Below are 19,728 nucleotides of genomic sequence, written 5' to 3'. Positions count from 1 at the left end.
TGACAAATGTGGTTCTGGTCTTTCCTGCAGCTACTTACCAGTGTTGCTCTTCTCGTAATCACTGGCATCTATGTGTTTCTTACTTGGATGATGACGCGATCATCGAACCACCAATTGGTGCAGATGATCCAAGCAAACGAAGTATCTCGGCGGGAAGAAATTGCAGCGAGACGTCCAGTCCTCGTCTTTTATCTGGAAGGAGAAGGCTATGTTCGGTTTTGGTATGCGCCTCGGTTGGAATCCGATGCGTCTCTTATGTAACCCCGACCGCTGTCACTGTAGCCCGGAGTTTTCTTGGGCTCTTGCCCGAAAGCCTCGACTCTATGGTATGGAACCGTCGAAAACCTAGGGAAGCAGAATGGAGAAGAGGGGGTGACGGCCTCTATTCAAAGAGTGAGATAGATATTTTGACCTTCCGGTTTCGAATCGCCAAGTACCGCATCGAGCACAACACGTCAAGGGTCAATATGCGAAGTGTAATCCTATTTCTCGTGACTCTTCTTTTTGCGGGTGGGCTAAGGTCGTCCCATGCACAATGGAAAGACGTGAAGGGGATCGAGGGTGGCAAAGTATCAAGATTTGTGAAGGCGGGAAACACTATTCTGGCTGTCGGACAGTTCTCCGGGGTCTACTCCTCGACGGATTTCGGATCATCGTGGACTTGGAATGGGAACAGTGGTTTCCCCCGCTACTGGCGTGGCTGGCTCGATTTCAGCGCGAACGGGAATCGTGTATATGTGACGGATGGCACAACCCTCCTCGGGAGTACAGATTTTGGATTGGGCTGGAAGGTGGTACCAGGTCTGCCGAAGTACAGCCCAACGGCAGTGTTCGTTTCGGACTCGGCGGTATATGTTAGTCTGGGCTTGACCATTGGGCGCACGGCTGATGATTTCAAGACTATGACAGTCTCTGATTCGATTCCCGGGGTTGTCAACTCGATTAGCGGAAGTGACCATCTTCTTTTTGCCTCTGACGACAATACCATCTACGCTTCGGTCAACAAAGGTAAGTCCTGGACCTCAATCACCGATTCTTCAAACAACATGGGCATTGTCCTGAGGGTCGTCGCAAAAGATAGTGCGATACTCGCACGGACTTCCCAAGGCGTGTTTCGATCCATGAACGCCGGGCAGGATTGGTACAGGGTGAATGAATTCTCGATCGTGACCGACCTCTGGATAGACAGCGACCATTGGTATGCCGCCAGTGGTGGCGTCTGGCGGTCGAGTGACAACGGTGTGAGCTGGATACGTTCAGCAGATGTCTCAATCTCATTTCCATATGGGACCCTCACCTACAACAACATGTGGGCCGTTCTCGCTTCAAACGGAACGGTATTGTGTTCCCCTGGGGGGGCTGGCATTTTCAAGTCGATTGACAATGGTTCAACGTGGAGTATGTCAAACAGTGGGTTCAATGTGCCCGAGGTTCGGAGCATCGCAGTCACGGGTGATTCAGCATTTGTAATTGTGCCAGGACTAGGTGTCCTCCGTACATTCGACCGTGGTGCGACCTGGCAGAATGACATTAATGGTATGGTGGATACTCGTTTTTTTTCGATCGCAGCGAGTAATGATGTGGTTTTCGTCGGCACCCGGACAGTCGTGAGTGTCTCCCTTGATGCCGGAAAGACCTGGGCGACATGCACAAATGCGCCGAATGGGGTTGTATTCTGCATGTCGTTCAATGGGAAGACTCTCTACGCCGCCTTCTCGAATGACTTTGGCTTTGTCCAAATGTATCGCACAAGCGACCGTGGCCAGTCGTGGACACCTCTCGGCATCAATGGCTTACCCACGGGCGTACAAGTATGGGTCAGTGCCATTGCATTCACGGATTCCAGCATCTACGTCGGCCTCCTCAACGAAGGGGCTTTCGTCACACGTGATGGGGGGACGAATTGGGAATCCTTGAATGCGGGACTAACAGATATTAACCATTCTCATGCTTCAATCTACGATCTTGTCACTGACGGCAGCAATCTGTTCGCAGCGGCCAATGAGTATGTCTATATGTCTTCCGACAGAGGCGTACATTGGAAGGATATAGGGATCGTGCATGTATATCCACTACCCACAGATTCGGCCGCGCATCACAAGGTCACAATTCACGGAACCAATCTTTTCATCGATTCCGGAACAAAGGTTGCCCACTCACCGGATTACGGCAAACGGTGGAATTATGGGTGGGATGGGATGGAATCTCCAATTTCGGGGGTTCCCTGGATCGCGGACTCTTGTTACGACCGCCACTCAGATCTTCGCAACGAGTTACGAGCGTGGCCCGCTGTGGCGTCGGCCCCTGAGCGAATTCTCACTCTCTACAGCAACTCAAGTGTATCCCCGGTCGATTGTACTAAGGGCGACCCCCGTTGGACAAACCAGAGACACCACCTTTCATATCAGAAATACTGGAATTGACACTCTGAAGGTCCAAGACATACTGACAAGTACGCCCGATTTTCTCGTTAAGCTCAGGCAAGCTACTATCCCACCAGGTCAAGCATACGAGGACACGGTTCGATTCACACCGACTTCTGCGGTCGCGTATTCAGCCAAGATCGTAATTGTCAGCAACTCCGTCACCTCGCCGGACACTGTGCTGGTATCTACGAGTGGTGTGGCTTCGGTTGCGCTCGAGGGACAAAGCCCCAAAGAGTTCTTAATCGATCAGAATTTCCCCAACCCCTTCAATCCGTCGACAACGATACGCTATGGTCTCCCGAATCGATCGCACGTGACGCTGTTGGTCTTCAATACGCTCGGGCAGCAAGTATCCATCCTACAGAACGGGGACCAGGAAGCGGGCTATCACGAGGTCCGTTTCGACGGCGCGAACCTGCCGAGCGGCGTGTACTTCTATCGCATGCAGACGGGGAGCTTCACAGAAACGAAAAAGTTCTTGCTCGTAAGGTGAGGTATGCAGGATTCTGAGAGATAGAACAGGGCCCGGGATGTTCTCCGGGCCCTCGTCATACCCACAAAAAAACCCGACATCGGGGGATGCCGGGTCCGACCGCCCATGTGCACGCGCTGGGGGGAGCGCAATGCGAACGGTCAAATGAAACGTACGACCTCCAGAACTGAAAATCAAGCGGTCAAAAGTTGACCGGTCTCAGGGGCTCGTTCATTTCCTTGAAATTGGCATTCGGGTTCGCTACACTTGGGGCATGATGGGTGCCGAAGTTGGAGACGTGCACCCCCCTGGCCGAACGTACGGAAGACCATTTCTGTTGTGTGTCCATTGACGTCTCCGCATCCGGGTCAGTTCAGCACCATCTCATGCGGCGCGTTGGCAGGATCCGTCTACTCAGGGATTGACCAATGAACATGCAGGCCAGGAAAACCATCCTCCTCGTTGAAGATGAAGTGCTTATCGCTCTCGCCGAGGCACAATCGATCGAAGGCTTCGGCTACCGGGTCCTTACCGCACATACGGGCGAGAATGCTGTTGTCATCGCGACCGGGATCGACAAACCCGACCTTATCCTCATGGACATCGACCTGGGGAAGGGGATAAGCGGGCCCGATGCCGCCGTCGAGATCCTCTCCAGGAGTGCCATTCCCATCGTATTTCTGACCAGTCATGCTGAGCGGGACATGGTCGAGAAGGTCCGGGGCATCACGCGCTACGGTTACGTGATCAAGGACTCGGGAGATTTTGTGTTGCAGTCGTCGATCGAGATGGCATTCGAACTGCATAGTGCGAATGAGCTGCTGAAAGGGGAGCTCGCCGAACGGAGGCGGACGGAAGATCGCCTCGCCCATTCCCATCAGTTGATGCACTACGTCATACAGCACAGCCGCAGCGCGATCGCTGTCCATGACACGGGTATGAGATATGTCTATGTGAGCCAGCGCTATCTCACCGACTATAACGTGAAAGAAAAGGATATCATCGGGAAGCACCACTATGAAGTGTTTCCGGATCTTCCTGAGAAATGGAGAGAGGTGCATCGACTGGCACTGGCCGGCAAGGTCTCGAGCGCGGAAGACGATCCGTATGAACGGGAAGACGGGTCGGTGGAGTGGACTCGTTGGGAATGCCGCCCCTGGTATGAAGGGGATGGCTCGATCGGCGGGATCATCGTATACACGGAAGTCATCACTGAACGGAAGAAGGCAGAAGAACGGCTCAAGGATGAGAGAAATCTTCTCATGACGATCATCGACGCCATCCCTGACGAGATCGCAGTGAAAGATCTTGAAAGACGGTTCATGCTCGTCAATCCTCCGTGCGTTCGTGCACTTGGCAAGCCATCGGCTGACGAAGTTGTGGGGAAGAGGGACGAAGACCTGATAGCGAGGGAATTCGTTGAGCGCAGCAAGCTGGAGGAAGAGCAGTTGTTGCTGACAGGAACGCCTGTTCTGAATGCTGAAGGAAGGCCCCGCCTGGATCCGATCACCGGTGAGATCGATCGGGCGCTCCTTGTCTCCAGGTCACCCATACGGGACAGGAATGGTGCTCTTGCCGGACTCGTGGTGATAAGCCGCGACATCACCGAGCGCAAGCGAACGGAGGTCGCGAGTCACACGCTGGAACACCAGTTTCGGCTGGTGTGGGAGAAATCCACGGACGGCATGCGATTGACGAATGAAGACGGCACGATCCTGCGGGTCAACGAGGCCTTTTGCCGGATGGTCGGGAAAGAACGGTCTGAGCTGGAAGCGCACTCTCTTGCGGTGGTCTACGAGAAGGGGCGGCAAGAGCATGTCTCCCGCCGACATCAGGAGCGGTTCAGGTCACGGACCGTGGAAAGCCATTTTGAGCGAGAAGTCACTCTCTGGAACGGGAAGACCATGTGGGTTGAGGTATCGAACTCCTTCCTGGATTTTGCGGGGCAACCGTCCGTGTTGCTCGGGATATTTCATGACATCACCGAGCGCAAGCGGTCCGAAGCGAGGATAGAAGCGCTGTTCGCCGAGAGGGAAGTGCTGCTCAAAGAAGTGCACCACCGCATCAAGAACAATATGCACACCATGATGAGCCTGCTGTCTCTGCAATCGAGATCCATGACGGATCCGGGAGCCGTGGCAGCGGTCAAGGATGCCAGGAGCCGCATGCAGAGTATGATGGTGCTGTATGACAAGCTCTACCGATCGGAAGGATTCAAAGAACTGCCGATCAACGAGTATCTTGTACCGCTGGTTGGTGAGATCGTTGAGAATCTGCCGAACGCCGGCATGGTGGCGATCGAAACGCACGTTGAGGATTTCATCCTCCAGGCGCAACTGCTCTCTCCCCTCGGGATCATTGTGAATGAACTCCTCTCGAATGCCATGAAATATGCCTTCACCGGCCTGGAGAGAGGCACGATCAGCATTGCTGCTTCGCTCAAAGACCATCGCGCAACACTTGTCGTTCAAGACGATGGCATAGGATTGCCGGCAGGGCTCGATCTCAAGACGTCCACCGGATTCGGGCTGCGGCTTGTAGATATGCTGACGGAGCAGATGGGCGGCAGCATGAAGATCGAGAGGAACAAGGGGACAAGATTCATCCTGGAGTTCGAGGTGTGATGCTGCTTCCTTAGAGGACCCGCCTGCTCTCCATACGGCCCTCTGCCTTGATGCGTTTGATGTGGGCCATTTGACATTTCGCATCCCTCTGAGTACATTTTTCTGTCGTCACCACACCTCATTCCTGCGCTGCTGGCGGCCCGGATCCGGGCTCCCTCTCCAGGTCTGGCGTCCGGCTGGGAGTTCCACCATTCCCTGGCGTCCTCTGCGTCTTTCGCTCGAACGAATGATCGCGGCCATCGCAGCCACTGTGGATCCCTACGCAAGCAAGAGTATTGTCTACTATCATTCAGGAGAGTGGTATGGCGTCTTCCCCTTCGGCACCGCTGGCATCCCGCTCCGGCGGCGATACGAACAACTATACGTTCGCCCTGGTCGTTCTGACCTCGCTCTTCTTCATGTGGGGGTTCCTCACATGCCTGAATGACATTCTCATCCCGCACCTGAAAGCGCTGTTCACGCTGAACTACACGCAGGTGATGCTGATCCAGTTCAGCTTTTTCACCGCCTACGCGATCGTGTCCATACCCGCCGGCTTCCTTGTTGAAAAGGTGGGCTACAAGTATGGCATCGTGGCAGGCTTGCTTACCGCCGGTGTCGGCTGCATCCTCTTCTATCCCGCTGCCGGCATGCAATCGTACGGGATGTTTCTCGCCGCCCTCTTCGTTCTTGCGGCAGGGATCACGGTGCTTCAGGTCGCCGCAAACCCGTACGTCGCGATCCTCGGCCGCCCCGAAACCGCTTCAAGCAGACTGAGCCTCTCCCAGGCGATCAACTCGCTCGGGCATACGATCGCTCCGTATCTCGGGTCACTGCTCATCCTCGCCGTGGCGGTGAAGTCGGCGCAGGAACTGAGTGTGATGAGCCCGGCAGAGGTGGAAACGTACCGGCTCACCGAGGCGAGCGCCGTCCAGGTGCCGTATCTGGTCCTTGCAGCAGTGCTGATCGGCATTGCCGCGATCTTTGCGGTCATCAAGTTGCCGAAGATCGAAGCCTCGGAGATCCAGTCCAGCGGCGAGGCCGGAGGCAATATGCACGACCTCCATCCGAGCGCATGGGGCTACAAACACCTCGTGCTCGGCGCCATCGGCATCTTTCTCTATGTCGGCGCCGAGGTCTCGATCGGCAGCTTTCTCGTGAACTACTTCGGACAGTCGGACATTGCCGGCCTCGATCCCGCTGATGCCGGCAAGTACGTGTCCTTCTACTGGGGTGCTGCCATGGTGGGCCGGTTCATCGGCTCCGCGGTCCAGCGGTCCGTCAGCCCGGCAAAGGTACTGGTCGTGAATGCCTTCATCGCCTCCGGACTCGTGGTGCTCTCCATGCTGTCGTTCGGGCAGGTCGCCATGTGGTCGATCCTGGCGGTCGGACTCTTCAACTCGATCATGTTCCCGACGATCTTCACGCTGGCGATCAACGGGCTCGGCAAGCACACCGGACAGGCCTCCGGCATCCTCTGCACCGCGATCGTCGGCGGCGCGATCATCCCGGTGTTGCAGGGATACTTCGCGGATACGATCGGCATACACCATGCGTTCTTCATTCCGGTGTTGTGCTATCTGTATGTTGCGTACTATGGCATGAAGGGACATACGCCCGCGGTTCTTGCGGCGAAGGCCTGATATGGACTACCGTAACGATGACCGGATCGTGATGACCCTCGATGCCGGCGGAACGAATGCAGTGTTCACGGCGATCCGGTCAGGGGAACCGATCCTCGATGAGATCGTCCTTCCAACTCGCGGTGACAACCTGAACGCGTGCCTTGCGACGATGATCGAGGGATTCACGCAGGTGCGTGCGAGGCTCCCGTATCCCCCCGTGGCGATCAGCTTCGCGTTCCCCGGCCCCGCGGACTATCCGAACGGGATCATCGGCGACCTGCTGAACCTGCCCGGCTTCCGCGGCGGCGTCCCCCTCGGTGCGATCCTGGCGTCCGAGTTCGGTCTGCCGGTGTTCATTAATAATGATGGCGACCTGTATGCGTACGGCGAAGCCATTGCAGGATTTCTTCCGCACATCAACGGACTCCTGGAGAAGGCGGGGAGTCCGAAGCGCTACAAGAACCTCCTCGGCCTGACCCTGGGGACGGGGTTCGGGGCGGGCATTGTGCGTGCCGGAGAACTCTTCCTCGGCGACAATTCGATCGCCGCGGAGATCTGGCTGCTCAGGAACAAACTCGACCCCCGCACGAATATCGAAGAGCATGCAAGCATCCGCGCGGTCAGGAGGATGTATGCCCGTGCTGCCGGGGTCCCGGAAGATGCTGCCCCTTCACCCCGAGATATTTACCGTATCGGGATGGGCGAAGAACCCGGCAACCGCGCTGCCGCGGTCGGCGCGTTCGCTGCCATGGCTGAGGCTGTCGGTGATGCGATCGCGAATGCCGTGACGCTCGTCGATGGCCTCGTGGTGATCGGCGGGGGATTGTCGGGTGCCTCCGCGCTCTTCCTCCCGAAGATCATCGAAGAGATGAACAGTACGTTCGAGAAACCTGACGGCTCCACACTCCGCAGGCTCGTCGCCAACGTGTACGATCTGGAGGAAAGCGCCCAGCTCGAGCGCTTCCTCATAGGGTCGACACGCGAGATCAGTATCCCCGGCTCCTCCCGGACGCTGCGCTATGATCCGGAGATGAGGATCGGCGTGGGCATCTCCAGGATCGGCACAAGCAAAGCGATCTCGATCGGCGCCTATGCGTTCGCACTACGGTCAATTGACGCAAAACTATGAACCAGTCTCGATGGCACTTCCCCCGGCCGGCAGTTCTGGCCATGATCATCACCTCCGCGCTTCTCTGGACCGGCCACAGCCCAGGACAGACCACCGGCGGTACGCTCGAACGGATCTGCACCGGCTTTCAATTCGTTGAAGGGCCCGTGTGGAAGGAGAGGATAGGACTTCTGTTCAGCGATGTCTGGCCGTCCACCATCCACCGGTGGTCTCCAGCCGATTCCACGGTCTCCATTCATCTGAAGCCGTCGGACAGTTCCAACGGATTGACCTACGACAGGCAGGGGCACCTCATTCTCACGCAGATGCAGCAGCGCCGTGTATCGCGCCAGGAAGTCAATGGAACGATCACCCCGCTCGCGTCCTCATTCCGCGGCAAGCGCTTCAACTCTCCGAACGACATCGTCGTCTCATCGTCCGGAGCGATCTTCTTCACCGACCCCGACTTCAATGTGCCCCCGGGGCAGGCGAAGGAGCTGGCGTTCAAGGGGATCTACCGGTTGAGCCCGTCAGGTGCCATCCAGCTCATCGACAGCACGTTCGACAAGCCGAACGGCATTTGTTTCTCGCCGGACGAGAAACGGCTGTACGTGAATGAGTCGCCCCAGCACAAGATCTATGTGTGGGACGCGACGAACGATTCCACGTTCACGAACAAACGCGTGTTCTATACGATCCCACAGAACGGCTATGCCGACGGCATGAAAACCGACTCGGCGGGGAATGTCTATTGTACAGGCCCGGGCGGAGTCTGGGTCGTCTCCCCCGAAGGCGCCTTGATCACATTGATCACCACACCGGAGACCCCCGCCAACTGTGCATGGGGCGATGCCGACAGAAAGACGCTGTACATCACGGCGAAGTCCAGTGTCTATCGCATCCGTCCCGGCATTGCAACCGGCGTGAGGGTCGGCATGCGGGCGCCGGAGGAACCAGCGTGAAGGGTTCCCAATCCCTTCAACCCTCCGTGCCGGTACCTGGGGGGGGCCCCCGCGGGGGCCCCCCCCCGCCCGGGGGCCCCCCCCCCCGGCGGCGCCCCCCCCCGGGCGGGCAGCGGTGAGTACACGGCACGGTTCGACGCCGATGGTATGGCCAGCGGCATCTATCTCTGCCGTATGGAAGCGGGCGCCTTCGTGGAGACGCGCAGGCTCTGCTACGTCAAATAGTGTGGTGTCCCTCCGCACGGGGGGGCACGATAGGCATTCTCTACAGGTGAACAGGGACCTCCGGGACCCTTTCTGCAGTTTTGACATTCTTCACATCCTTCTCAATGTCTTCCCACCTTGACCCGTTCAGGGTCAGACGGATCGCTCGATCGCTGGAAACACCTGCATTCCCCGCATTCCCGCGGTTCGTCGCACGGAGGTCTTAACGATCCGGCCTACATCAGCCTGCTGCATCGTCGTGCGACGTGAACTACCATAGCCAGGGTATTGATTGCGCCTGTCCGAGAACGTACCATACTCATGCGCGCCGGAACTCCGGCCGTGATCCCGCGAACGTATGCAGGTGATCCGGAGGGGAATGCAGTCTGCGATCGGACCGGCTTCGTACAAGCTACCATGACATGGAGAGAGACATGAGACCCCTGGTGATTTGCGCCGCCATCCTGTTGCTGATGAGCTCGGGCGCCTTCGGACAAAGCTACGACATGAAGATCCACCTGAAGTCAGGACAGACCATCACGGTCCCGATCGACAGCGTCGCGCGCATGTCGTTCGCGCAGATCACAGGATTCCAGGCGGCGGGCACGTCGTCCTATGCGCCCACGGCGTTCCGGCTCCTGCAGAACTATCCGAATCCGTTCAACCCTTCCACGACCATCGTGTACGAGACCACCGGAAGTTCGGACGTCAGGGTCCGGATCTTCGATACAAGAGGCGCGCTCATCAGAGACCTGCTGCATGAGGGGCAGTCCTCCGGACTGCATCATGTCGTGTGGGATGGGATGGACAACTCCCGCGCACATGTTGCGAGCGGCGTGTACATCTCCGTCGTGCAATGCGGTGGGCACGTCCTGTCCCGCACAATGATCCTGATGAAGTGAAGGGAGAACGACCATGAGAACGACCACGTTGCTGTTCATTGCTTCCCTGGCCCTCACCCTCGGCGTGCAGGCGCAGAACCTGACCATCGTCCGCCCGGGCGGACAGTCGTCACAGTACACCCTGACAGAGATCGACAGCATCACCTTTGGCGTGCGGGATGCCAATGCCGGATCCGGGTTGAATACGATCCTGCGCGTCCACACGAAGTCCACCATCAACCAGTTCTCTGTGAGCGCCATCGATAGTATCGGCTATGATGACGCGAACACGATGACCGTCTACCTCCACACCGGAGCAAAGAATACGTTCGCTGTGGCCGATGTGGATAGCATGTCCTTTGCCCCCGGTTCGGCGCATACCGTGACGGTGGCGTACAATGGTGCCTCGGTCACCGTGGACAACCCGTTAGCGGCGCTTGGTGTGACCGTCACGGTTTCCGGCGCGGATGTGACGGTGCATGCTGCTGCCGGGCTCGATGACATCACCTATGTGCTGGGCGGTACAAGCACGGACGGAATGTTCAAGATCTATTCGGAGAATCCCTTCGGCCTTCAGCTCAATGGACTCACGCTGACGAACGCGGACGGTCCCGCGATCAATGTGCAGGCACACAAGATCGTGACGGTCGTGCTCGGGGACGGGACCACGAATACTCTTACCGATGGCGCGACCTACGCCACAGCCCCGAACAGCGAAGACCAGAAAGCCGCCGTGTTCAGTGAAGGGCAGCTCACGTTCACGGGGACCGGGTCGCTGACCATCGTCGGGAAGGGGACGAGCCAGCACGGCCTGTGCAGCGATGACCATATCGAGGTGCTCGATGGCCACATCGTGGTCCAGAGTGCTGTGAAGGACGGGATCCATACGAACGACGGTTACGTGCAGAGCGGAGGGTCGGTGGAAGTGACCGCCACCAGCGATGGCGTCGATGCGGGCGACGGGCCCGTCAATGTCACCGGCGGGACGCTCATCTCGCATGTGGCCAACGATGGGAGAGATGCCCTGAAGACGACGGTGCATATGCAGATCAGCGGGGGGGAGGTTCTCCTCACGGTTGGCGGCAAAGGCTCGAAGGGCCTCAAGGCGTCGGTGATAGGTCTGACCGGTGGGAAGGTGACGATCCAGAGCACCGGTGGCGTTACTCTGGCGGCGCTGGGTTCCGGCTACGACCCATCGTACTGCACGGCGGTCAAGGCCGATAGTCTGGTGGTGCTGGAGGGGTCGCAGGTGAGCATCACCACGACGGGCAGTGCGGGACGGGGCTTCTCCTGTGACGGAGGCATCCAGATCCTGTCGGGCAGCCTCGCGGTGACGTCGAGTGGAGGAGGAGGGACGTACACGAACTCCCTGGGTGTGCTCGATGCCTATCAAGGCCCCTGTCTGAACGCGGATGGGAACATCGTGCTGAGCGGCGGGACCATCACGCTCACCCACTCGGGTTCTGCCGGGAAGGGGATCTCTGGCGATGGCCGGTTGACCATTGGTACGGGCGGATCCTCACCGGCACTGCAGATCACGACCACCGGTACGAATGTGTTGATCAGTGCCGGCGACTATGCTGAGGCCAAGGCGATCTCGATGGACAGTCTGATCACCATCAACAGCGGGACGATCACGATCTCCTCGGCGGATGATGCCGTGAAGTCCAAGGTGTGGATCGAAGTGAACGGCGGTACGATCACCATCCCGAAGTCGGTGGAGGGCTTCGAAGCGCCGAATCTCTTTTTCAAGGGTGGGGAGATCAACCTGACGTCCAGTGACGACGGTCTCAATGCCACGTACGGCAGCGATATCGAAGGGAACGACGGCAGCCAGTTGACGATCAGCGGCGGATACCTTGCACTGTACGCACCCACCGGTGATGGCATCGATGGGAACGGGAACATGACGATCAGCGGAGGTACCGTGATCGTGCATGGGCCTCCTTCGCAGCCCGAGGTCGCGGTGGATGTGAATGGCACGTTCCTCATCTCCGGAGGAGTCGTTGCCATGTCACAGATCAATTCCAACATGATCGAGCTGCCCAATGCGGCATCGGGGCAGCGGTCCGTACTTCTGAAGACCAGCCCGGTGATCAGCGCGGGGACTTTGATCCATATCGAAGATGCCAGCGGCAATACGGTCGTCACGTTCAAGCCGGCGCGGAATTACTCATCGTTGCTGTTCTCGTCCCCGGCGCTTGCAGCAGGGGCGAGCTACAAGATCTACACGCAGGGGTCTTGCACCGGAACCCTGAAGGACGGGATCTACACCGGCGGGACGTATTCCGGGGGGACATTGAAGACCACGTTCACATCGACGTCGGTTGCGCAGACGGTCACCTTCTAGGACGACCAGCTGTTCCGGCAGAGGGTGGAGGGGCGGTGCATGCACCGCCTCTCCTTGACATTCATCACGCCGCGGTGTATATTGCTGCGTTGGTATCACACTCTTCACTTCTCCGGGGGCTTCCCGCATCACTTGCTACAGTGCAACATGATGTCATGTTGATCAACTGAGGCACATACCTCTTTCGCATCGATACCAGGCTTCACCCACATAGCTGTCATTCCCCAACAACCTGACAGGTGGATCATGTCCTGGACCCTCCGCTGTGCCTCCGTTGTCCTCGTGCTGGCGTTGACCCTTGCCGTCGGTGCACCCCGTGCCGGTGCGCAATGGTTCACCGGCAACCTTGCAGATCCCGCGAACCGCGCGGATTATGTGATCATCACTTCCGCGGACCTCGCCCCGGCCGTGGCGCCTCTCGCGGCGATGCGTTCATCCCGCAACAGTTACGTGGTGATGACCGTTCTTGTGGACTCCATCACCGCACAGTTCCATCGCGCCACGGCGGATAGCGCGATCAGGGACTTCATTGTGACGATGGTGGACCAATGGCAATTGCCGCGGCCACGCTTCTGCCTCCTGGCCGGAGCGGTCGGGCACGTGCCGTCGCACAAAGCGCCGAGCCCATTCTATCCTTCCTACAATGAAGATTCGGTTCTCATCGACCAATGGTTCGTGACCCGGGCGGGAGCGACCATGCCGTATCCCGCTCCGATCATGGCTCTCGGCCGGATGCCTGCATGGACCCCCGATGACATGCAGGCAATGGTGAACAAGACGATCGCGTATGAACAGGCAACAGCGGGTTCCTGGGCGCGGCGCGCCATTGCATTGGCGGATTCGGCGGACAGGGGGTTTATGGAAAGGGAAGCAGTAGGGTATCAGAACGCCCTGGCTCCGGGGTGGCCGGATACCGTAACGGTACATTTGCGTCCGGACTCGCCCTTGCATCGTCCCGCTGCCGGCTTCCGCGAACTCTGGGGCGAGGGATGCGCCTTCGTGTCATTTATCGGCCTCCAGAACTGGCAACGCTTCTCGTCGGGATACTTCACCGCCGCGGATGTCGATTCGCTCAAGACCGGCACCGGGTTGCCTGTGTGTCTCTTCCTCGGCGGACAGAGAATCGACCATCCCGATACGATCTCGATGGCGGTCGCACTCCTGAGGGCTCACGACCGCGGTGCGGTCTGTGTCGTGGCGCCGGCAGGACTCATGTATTTCACATTCGCCAGTGAGTTCTCAGAGAGCATGTACGGGTACCTGGTGAGCCACCGGACGGATCCGATCGGCCTGGCCTGGCAAGCAGCTCTCAGCAGCCGCTGGACTGAGATCGATACCCGCTGGAACCTCCTGGGTGATCCGGCGCTGGTGGTGAAAAGAGGGGATCTCTCAGCGGCAGACGACCGGCCTCCGATCGCGCCGTCCGGATTTGCGTTGCTGCAGAACTATCCCAACCCGTTCAATCCATCGACGATGATCCGCTACGCCGTGCCTTCGTCGTCGTTCGTCACGGTACGGGTGTACAACACGCTCGGAGAGGAAGTTGCCACGCTTGTGGATGGCATGCAGGGCGCCGGAGTGCACGAGGTGCGGTTCGATGGGGCAGCGCTGGCGACGGGGGTGTATCTCTGCCGGATGCAGTCGGGCTCGTTCGTTGAGGCGAGAAAGCTTCTCCTCGTCAGGTGACGGCATCATCTGACCCGGTGCCCGCGGCGGAGAGGCAATCGTCGCAGCAGGTCGGGGTTACTATGCAGGGGCGGTGCATGCACCGCCCCTACACATTTCCCGGCGCATCCGCCGCCCCTACACCTTCCCGGCGCCTGCGCCGCGGGCGGGGGGGGGCCGGGGGGCCGGGGGGGGCCCGCGCCCCCCCCCCCCCCCCCCCCCCCCCCCCCCCCCCCCCCCCCCCCCCCCCCCCCCCCCCCCCCCCCCCCCCCCCCCCCCCCCCCCCCCCCCCCCCCCCCCCGGCGGGCCGGGGGGGCCCCCCCCGCGGGCGGCCCCCCGGCCGGGGCGGGGCCCCCCCCCAGGATGCACACCCGTTCACCGGAGAAGCCGGTAGGTGTCCTTGAGTTTCCCCGCCGATCTCCTGAAGCCCTCGGCCTCGTCAGGGCTGAGATTGAGTGCGAGCACTTCTTCGATGCCCTGCTCTCCCACGACCGATGGGAGGCTGAGGCACATGTCGTGTACGCCGTGCGGACCGGTCATGAGAGTGGATACCGGGAGGACCCGCCGGTAGTCGCCGAGGATCGACTCGACGATGGAGACAAGTCCGAGCCCGATGGCATAATACGTCGCCCCTTTCCGCTTGATGATCTCGTACGCCGCATCGCGGACGCGTATGAAGATGTCGTCCATGTCCTTCTGATCGTACTGCCGGTTCTTCAGGGGAGCGAATTCCTGCAGGCGCACGCCGCCGATGTTGGCGAGACTCCACACGGGGATCTCGCTGTCGCCGTGCTCCCCGATGATGTACGCATGCACGCTCTGGGTGTCGACACCATAATACTGTCCGAGCAGGAAGCGGAACCGGGAGGTGTCGAGGATCGTACCGGACCCGATCACGCGGGAAGGGGGGAGGCCGGACACGTCAAGCGCGATGTGGGTGAGGATGTCCACGGGGTTGGTGGCGATGAGCAGGATGACGTCCGGGTTCGCCTTCACGATGCGCGGCACGATGTCGCGGAAGATCGCCGCGTTCCTGCCGAGCAGGTCGAGTCGCGACTCCCCGGGGCGCTGTCCCGTGCCCGCAGCGATCACGACGATGCGGCATCCCGCAAGGTCCTCGTAGGAACCTGCTTCGATCCTCATGGGATGCGCGAAGGAAAGCCCGTGTTCGAAGTCCATCACTTCGCCGAGGGCTTTCTCATGGTTCACATCAATGAGGACCAGCCGGTTTGCCAATCGCCTGATGATGAGCGCGTAGGCGAAGGAGGTCCCCACAAGCCCTGTCCCGACCAATCCTACCTGACGGGTATCTGTCGTACTGGATGTCATTGCTCTCCACTGGTGATCGATGTGTTCCGGAATGTCGGACCGAAAGCGTCACGGATGCGCGTCGTTCATGCGCGTGAAATCGATGCCGGGCGCGTGGCAGCCGACACATCCGGATCCCCTGCGCGATGCGGGGATCTTCGTGATCCCCGTTCCATCGGTCTCCGCCCAGACCCATCCGGAAGGCGACGCATTGTCTGCACGTGCCAGCTTGAACATGTAGGCGATCGTGGTCAGGGTGCTGCCGGTATATAGCTCCTTCACGATCAGAGAGGAATCGGGGAAGACGGCGCCGGCCTTGACGCGTCCCGCCGCTGTCAGTTGGGTCGATGCCCATCGGTCATACCTGACGCGGACGCGCGGCTCGTGCGCGGTGGTGCTCCCTCCGGCAAGAGTGTCGGAGGAAAGGCCGAAGTACGTCCACCCGTCCGGTGCCGACTGCATGGCATACAGGTCTGCGTCGGAGACGGAGAAAGGGTCGGGCGTGGGAAGGTGGCCTGCATCGGTGCAGTGCAACGCCAGCAAAGCCATCACGAGAAGGAATATGTTCGTCGGGCGGCGCATAGGGTCGAGAGTCCTTTCACTAGTACAACCATCGCAGACGGGAGCCGGGTTCCCCGGCCACAGGGGATCCTGCCCAGGGCCCGCGCACGGTGGGTGGATTCTGAGTATCCGGCTCCGTACGTTATATGATCGATCCTCGTGCCACCCCGCGTGATGCGTTCCATGCGCACACGGGCGACCTTCCCTCTTTCATCCATGATACAACAGGGGACATGCACCGAGGTGTGAGCATGACCACACGCATCCGGGAATCGGCGTTATGAAAGCAGCACTCCTTACCGGCATCCACCGTTTCGATGTGACGGATGTTCCCACCCCTCAGATCGTGCACGATACGGATGTGCTGATCAGGATCGGTACCGTGGGAGTCTGCGGATCGGATGTCCATTATTTCACAACAGGCAGGATCGGTTCGCAGGTCGTGGAATTCCCGTTCACGATCGGACATGAGACCGCCGGCATCGTGGAGAGCGTGGGCGGCAAGGTGACGAAGGTCCGCCCCGGACAGCGTATCGCTGTGGACCCTTCGGTGTCATGCGGGGAATGCGATCAGTGCAAAGCCGGCAGGGAACACACCTGCCGGCGCCTCCTCTTCCTCGGTTGCCCCACACAGCTCGAGGGGTGTCTCGGTGAGTACCTCGTCCTTCCGGAAGCATGCTGCTATCCGATCCCGGACAGCATGACGTTCGCGCAGGCAACCCTGTCGGAGCCGCTGGCCATCGGGGTGTACGCCGTGGAGCAGTCTGGCATCCGGGGCGATGCCTCCGTGGGGATCCTTGGTGCAGGGCCGATCGGCATGTCGGTGTTCCATGTGCTGCGGACCCGGAAGACCGGCTCTGTGATCATCACGGACAAGATCGAAGACCGGCTGAAGAAAGCCGCTGCGCTGAGCCCGGCCTGGGCAGGAAACCCTGAACGGGTGGATGTCGTGGCGGAGGTGGGCCGCATCGTGCCGCTGATGCTGGATGTCGTGTTCGAGTGCAGCGGCGACCCCGCGGCCTCGTTGCAGGGGGTGCAGTTGCTGAAGCCCGGCGGCAAACTTGTCATCGTTGGTATCCCCGAAGTGGATGAGATCGCGTTCCCGATCCATGAACTCCGCCGGAAGGAGATCACGATCTTCAACATCCGGCGCCAGGTCCACTGCACGCAGAAAGCGCTCGACCTTCTCGCGAGCGGGGCGGTGGCCATGGATGCCATGGCAACCCATGCGTTCACGCTCGATCGGACGCAGGAGGCATTCGAACTCGTGTCGGGCTACAAGGACGGAGTGATGAAGGCGATGATCACCGTCGCCTGATCGGACCATGGCAACACGTTCCAGGAAAAAGACCCCGGCCGGCCCGCTCGTCATCGGGCTCGACTGCAGCACGACCAGTGCCAAGGCTATCGCGTTCGACAGCGATGGCCGTGCCGTGGCACACGCCCACGCCTCCATTCCCCTTCACTCGCCCCGGCCCGGTCACTACGAGCAGGACCCTGAAGACTGGTGGTCTGCCGCCCGACGCTCTCTCCGCGCCGTGGCGCGTCAGGTCGATCCCGCACGTATCGCCGCCGTCGGGATCGCGAACCAGCGCGAGACGTTCGTACCCTTTGATGCCCATGGCATCCCGCTCCGGCCTGCGATCGTGTGGCTGGATGAACGGTGCAAGGAAGATGTGGAGCCGTTCGCTGCGAAGGTCGGACGCCGGAAGATCCATATGATCACGGGCAAGCCGGTGGACTATGCTCCGGTCGTGTACCGCCTCGCATGGATGAAAAAGCACGAACCGGCGCTGTTCCGCCGTATCGCGATGGTGGCGGATGTGCACGCGTATCTGACGTGGCGGCTCGCAGGGTTGTGGCGCACCAGTCATGCAAGTGCCGATCCTCTGGGGTTGTTCGCCATGGAACGCCGCTCGTGGTCGCCTGACGTGCTTCGCCCTCTCGGACTCGGGACCCGTCAACTGCCGGATGCACTTCCGCCCGGTTCGGTCCTCGGTGTGGTAAGTGCGGAAGCAGCCCGGAGCACGGGATTGTGTGAAGGTACACTGGTGGTGGCCGGCGGGGGCGACGGCCAGTGTGCGGGCCTGGGCTCCAATGCACTGTCAGCGAAGCGGGCCTATCTCAATTTCGGCACGGCGTTCGTTGCCGGGGTGTTCGGCAAAGAGTACCGTGTGAGCAATGCGTTCAGGACCATGACCGCGATCGCCGAACAGGGATACTACTATGAGTTGAGCCTGCGGGCCGGCACCTTCTCCCTCGATTGGTTCCTGGGGAGCGTGCTCGGTGTCGGCCGTGGGTCGATGCCGCGTGTCCATGCGGATCTCACACGGCAGGCCGCGCAGATCCGGCCGGGCTCCGATGGCCTCCGGTTCCTTCCGTACATCTGCGGCGCGATGAATCCCTACTGGGATGTGCATGCCCGCGGTGCATTCACCGGAATGTCCTCATCCCACACACAAGCGCACTTCTATCGTGCGATCCTCGAAGGGATCGCCTTCGAGCAGGCGTTCGCCCTGGAGGCGGTCGAGCAAACGGTAGGCATGAAGGTCGGCGAACTCGTCGCCATCGGTGGTGGCGCGGCCAATCTGCTCTGGACCACGATGATGGCCGACATCACCGGCCGGAGGATCGTTCTCCCCGCGATGCGCGAAGCCTCGACCCTTGGTGCTGGTATCGCCGCGGCGATGGGAGCCGGGTGGTATCCGACATTTGCCGCAGCGGCGCGGTCGATGACAGGAAGCAGTCGTGCGCTCGCTCCCGATCCCGTGCGACGGGCGCTGTATCGTCCGCAGCTCCAGGAGTATCAACGCATCTATCCATCCCTGAAACGTATCTGACGGGCGCAGCTGATCGGGCCGTGCAACCTTCTCCATGAAAACCAAAGCGACACTCTCCGTGGCACTCCCGCGCATCCCGAAAGACATCCCGATCTTCGAAGGACGCGATATCGATGGTTCAACGGAGATCGTTCAGGTCCACTGCATCGACATCGATCTTGCAGGTCGTGCCGTCTCTGGACTGACGTTCGACCGGACCATCGTACAACGCATCCTGATGAACCGCACACGCATCGCCAATGCACGTTTGTTCGATGTGCAGTGCGAGGGATCGGACCTTTCGGGCTCTTCATGGCAACGGTCGCGGTGGCAGCGGGTGCACTTCAAAGGATGCAAACTGACCGGCGCGCAGTTCACAACTCTCACCGGAACGGATGTCTCCTTTCAGGAATGCAGCATGGAGGGTGCGATCTTCTCGGGCGGGAAGCTCAAAGGTGTGCACTTCGAGCGGTGCCGCATGGCCAGGGCAGTATTCGACAGGGTGGACCTTGGCGGCGCCACATTCCACCGGTGCGATCTCTCGGGCATGGACCTCACGGGCAGCAAACTGGAAGGCGTCGATCTCCGTGCGTCGGATATCCCGGATATCCGGCTCGAGGTTGTCCAGTACAAAGGCCTGACGATCGACCCTGTTCAGGCGGCGGAACTCGTTGCTCAACTCGGTTGCGTCGTGAAGTCTGCGGAAGAGGATTAGGACGGCGCGTGGGCCGTCCTAGTCCCGGT

General features: G+C 60.0%; 14 protein-coding genes. 12 read left to right on the top strand and 2 right to left on the bottom strand.

What is annotated here, in order from left to right; genetic code table 11:
• Positions 1 to 545: 545 nt before the first annotated feature.
• The 9 genes from IPI01_09480 (at position 546) to IPI01_09440 (ending at position 14,317) form a co-directional block, all read left to right on the top strand.
• Positions 546 to 2,423, top strand: a complete 1,878-nt coding sequence (locus IPI01_09480; protein MBK7258015.1) for a hypothetical protein — start codon at positions 546 to 548, stop codon at positions 2,421 to 2,423.
• Positions 2,338 to 2,919 (top strand): T9SS type A sorting domain-containing protein, encoded by a 582-nt coding sequence (locus IPI01_09475; protein ID MBK7258014.1) that lies wholly within the window; start codon positions 2,338 to 2,340, stop codon positions 2,917 to 2,919. The genes IPI01_09480 and IPI01_09475 overlap by 86 nt, the downstream gene beginning before the upstream one ends.
• Positions 2,920 to 3,332: 413 nt before the next feature.
• Complete coding sequence (locus IPI01_09470; protein MBK7258013.1) at positions 3,333 to 5,522, top strand: PAS domain S-box protein; 2,190 nt, start codon at positions 3,333 to 3,335, stop codon at positions 5,520 to 5,522.
• 302 nt (positions 5,523 to 5,824) lie between these two features.
• Positions 5,825 to 7,144, top strand: a complete 1,320-nt coding sequence (locus IPI01_09465) for a sugar MFS transporter (GenBank protein ID MBK7258012.1) — start codon at positions 5,825 to 5,827, stop codon at positions 7,142 to 7,144.
• A 1-nt stretch (position 7,145) separates the two neighbouring features.
• Positions 7,146 to 8,255: an ROK family protein gene (locus IPI01_09460; protein MBK7258011.1), complete on the top strand. Its 1,110-nt coding sequence runs from the start codon at positions 7,146 to 7,148 to the stop codon at positions 8,253 to 8,255.
• A gap of 41 nt (positions 8,256 to 8,296) precedes the next feature.
• Positions 8,297 to 9,196, top strand: coding sequence for an SMP-30/gluconolactonase/LRE family protein (locus IPI01_09455; GenBank protein ID MBK7258010.1), 900 nt, complete (start codon positions 8,297 to 8,299; stop codon positions 9,194 to 9,196).
• Positions 9,197 to 9,834: 638 nt separating this feature from the next.
• Entirely contained in the window at positions 9,835 to 10,302 is a 468-nt protein-coding gene (locus tag IPI01_09450; protein MBK7258009.1) for a T9SS type A sorting domain-containing protein, read from the top strand.
• A 13-nt stretch (positions 10,303 to 10,315) separates the two neighbouring features.
• Entirely contained in the window at positions 10,316 to 12,631 is a 2,316-nt protein-coding gene (locus tag IPI01_09445) for a carbohydrate-binding domain-containing protein (protein ID MBK7258008.1), read from the top strand.
• A gap of 246 nt (positions 12,632 to 12,877) precedes the next feature.
• Positions 12,878 to 14,317, top strand: a complete 1,440-nt coding sequence (locus IPI01_09440; GenBank protein ID MBK7258007.1) for a T9SS type A sorting domain-containing protein — start codon at positions 12,878 to 12,880, stop codon at positions 14,315 to 14,317.
• Between the two features lie 354 nt (positions 14,318 to 14,671).
• On the opposite strand, the gene IPI01_09435 is transcribed toward IPI01_09440, so the two are convergent.
• Both IPI01_09435 and IPI01_09430 read right to left on the bottom strand, forming a co-directional pair.
• Positions 14,672 to 15,625 carry an L-lactate dehydrogenase gene (locus IPI01_09435; protein ID MBK7258006.1) on the bottom strand — a complete coding sequence of 318 codons (954 nt, stop codon included), beginning with the start codon at positions 15,623 to 15,625 and terminating at the stop codon, positions 14,672 to 14,674.
• 48 nt (positions 15,626 to 15,673) lie between these two features.
• Positions 15,674 to 16,186, bottom strand: coding sequence for a hypothetical protein (locus IPI01_09430; protein MBK7258005.1), 513 nt, complete (start codon positions 16,184 to 16,186; stop codon positions 15,674 to 15,676).
• A gap of 259 nt (positions 16,187 to 16,445) precedes the next feature.
• On the opposite strand from IPI01_09430, the gene IPI01_09425 reads away from it, so the two are divergent.
• Genes IPI01_09425 through IPI01_09415 form a run of 3 tightly spaced genes read left to right on the top strand, consistent with a single transcriptional unit; the run spans position 16,446 to position 19,699 of the window.
• Complete coding sequence (locus tag IPI01_09425) at positions 16,446 to 17,483, top strand: alcohol dehydrogenase catalytic domain-containing protein (protein MBK7258004.1); 1,038 nt, start codon at positions 16,446 to 16,448, stop codon at positions 17,481 to 17,483.
• Positions 17,484 to 17,490: 7 nt separating this feature from the next.
• The gene (locus IPI01_09420; GenBank protein ID MBK7258003.1) at positions 17,491 to 19,005 is read left to right on the top strand and encodes an FGGY-family carbohydrate kinase; all 1,515 of its coding nucleotides are present in this window, start codon (positions 17,491 to 17,493) and stop codon (positions 19,003 to 19,005) included.
• A 34-nt stretch (positions 19,006 to 19,039) separates the two neighbouring features.
• On the top strand, positions 19,040 to 19,699 hold the full coding sequence (locus IPI01_09415; protein MBK7258002.1) for a pentapeptide repeat-containing protein: 660 nt from the start codon (positions 19,040 to 19,042) through the stop codon (positions 19,697 to 19,699).
• Positions 19,700 to 19,728: the final 29 nt, after the last annotated feature.

The organism is Ignavibacteriota bacterium (genome assembly GCA_016707525.1).
GTDB lineage: Bacteria > Bacteroidota > Ignavibacteria > UBA10030 > UBA6906 > JAGDMK01.
This window is presented reverse-complemented; position numbering and strand designations above follow the sequence as displayed.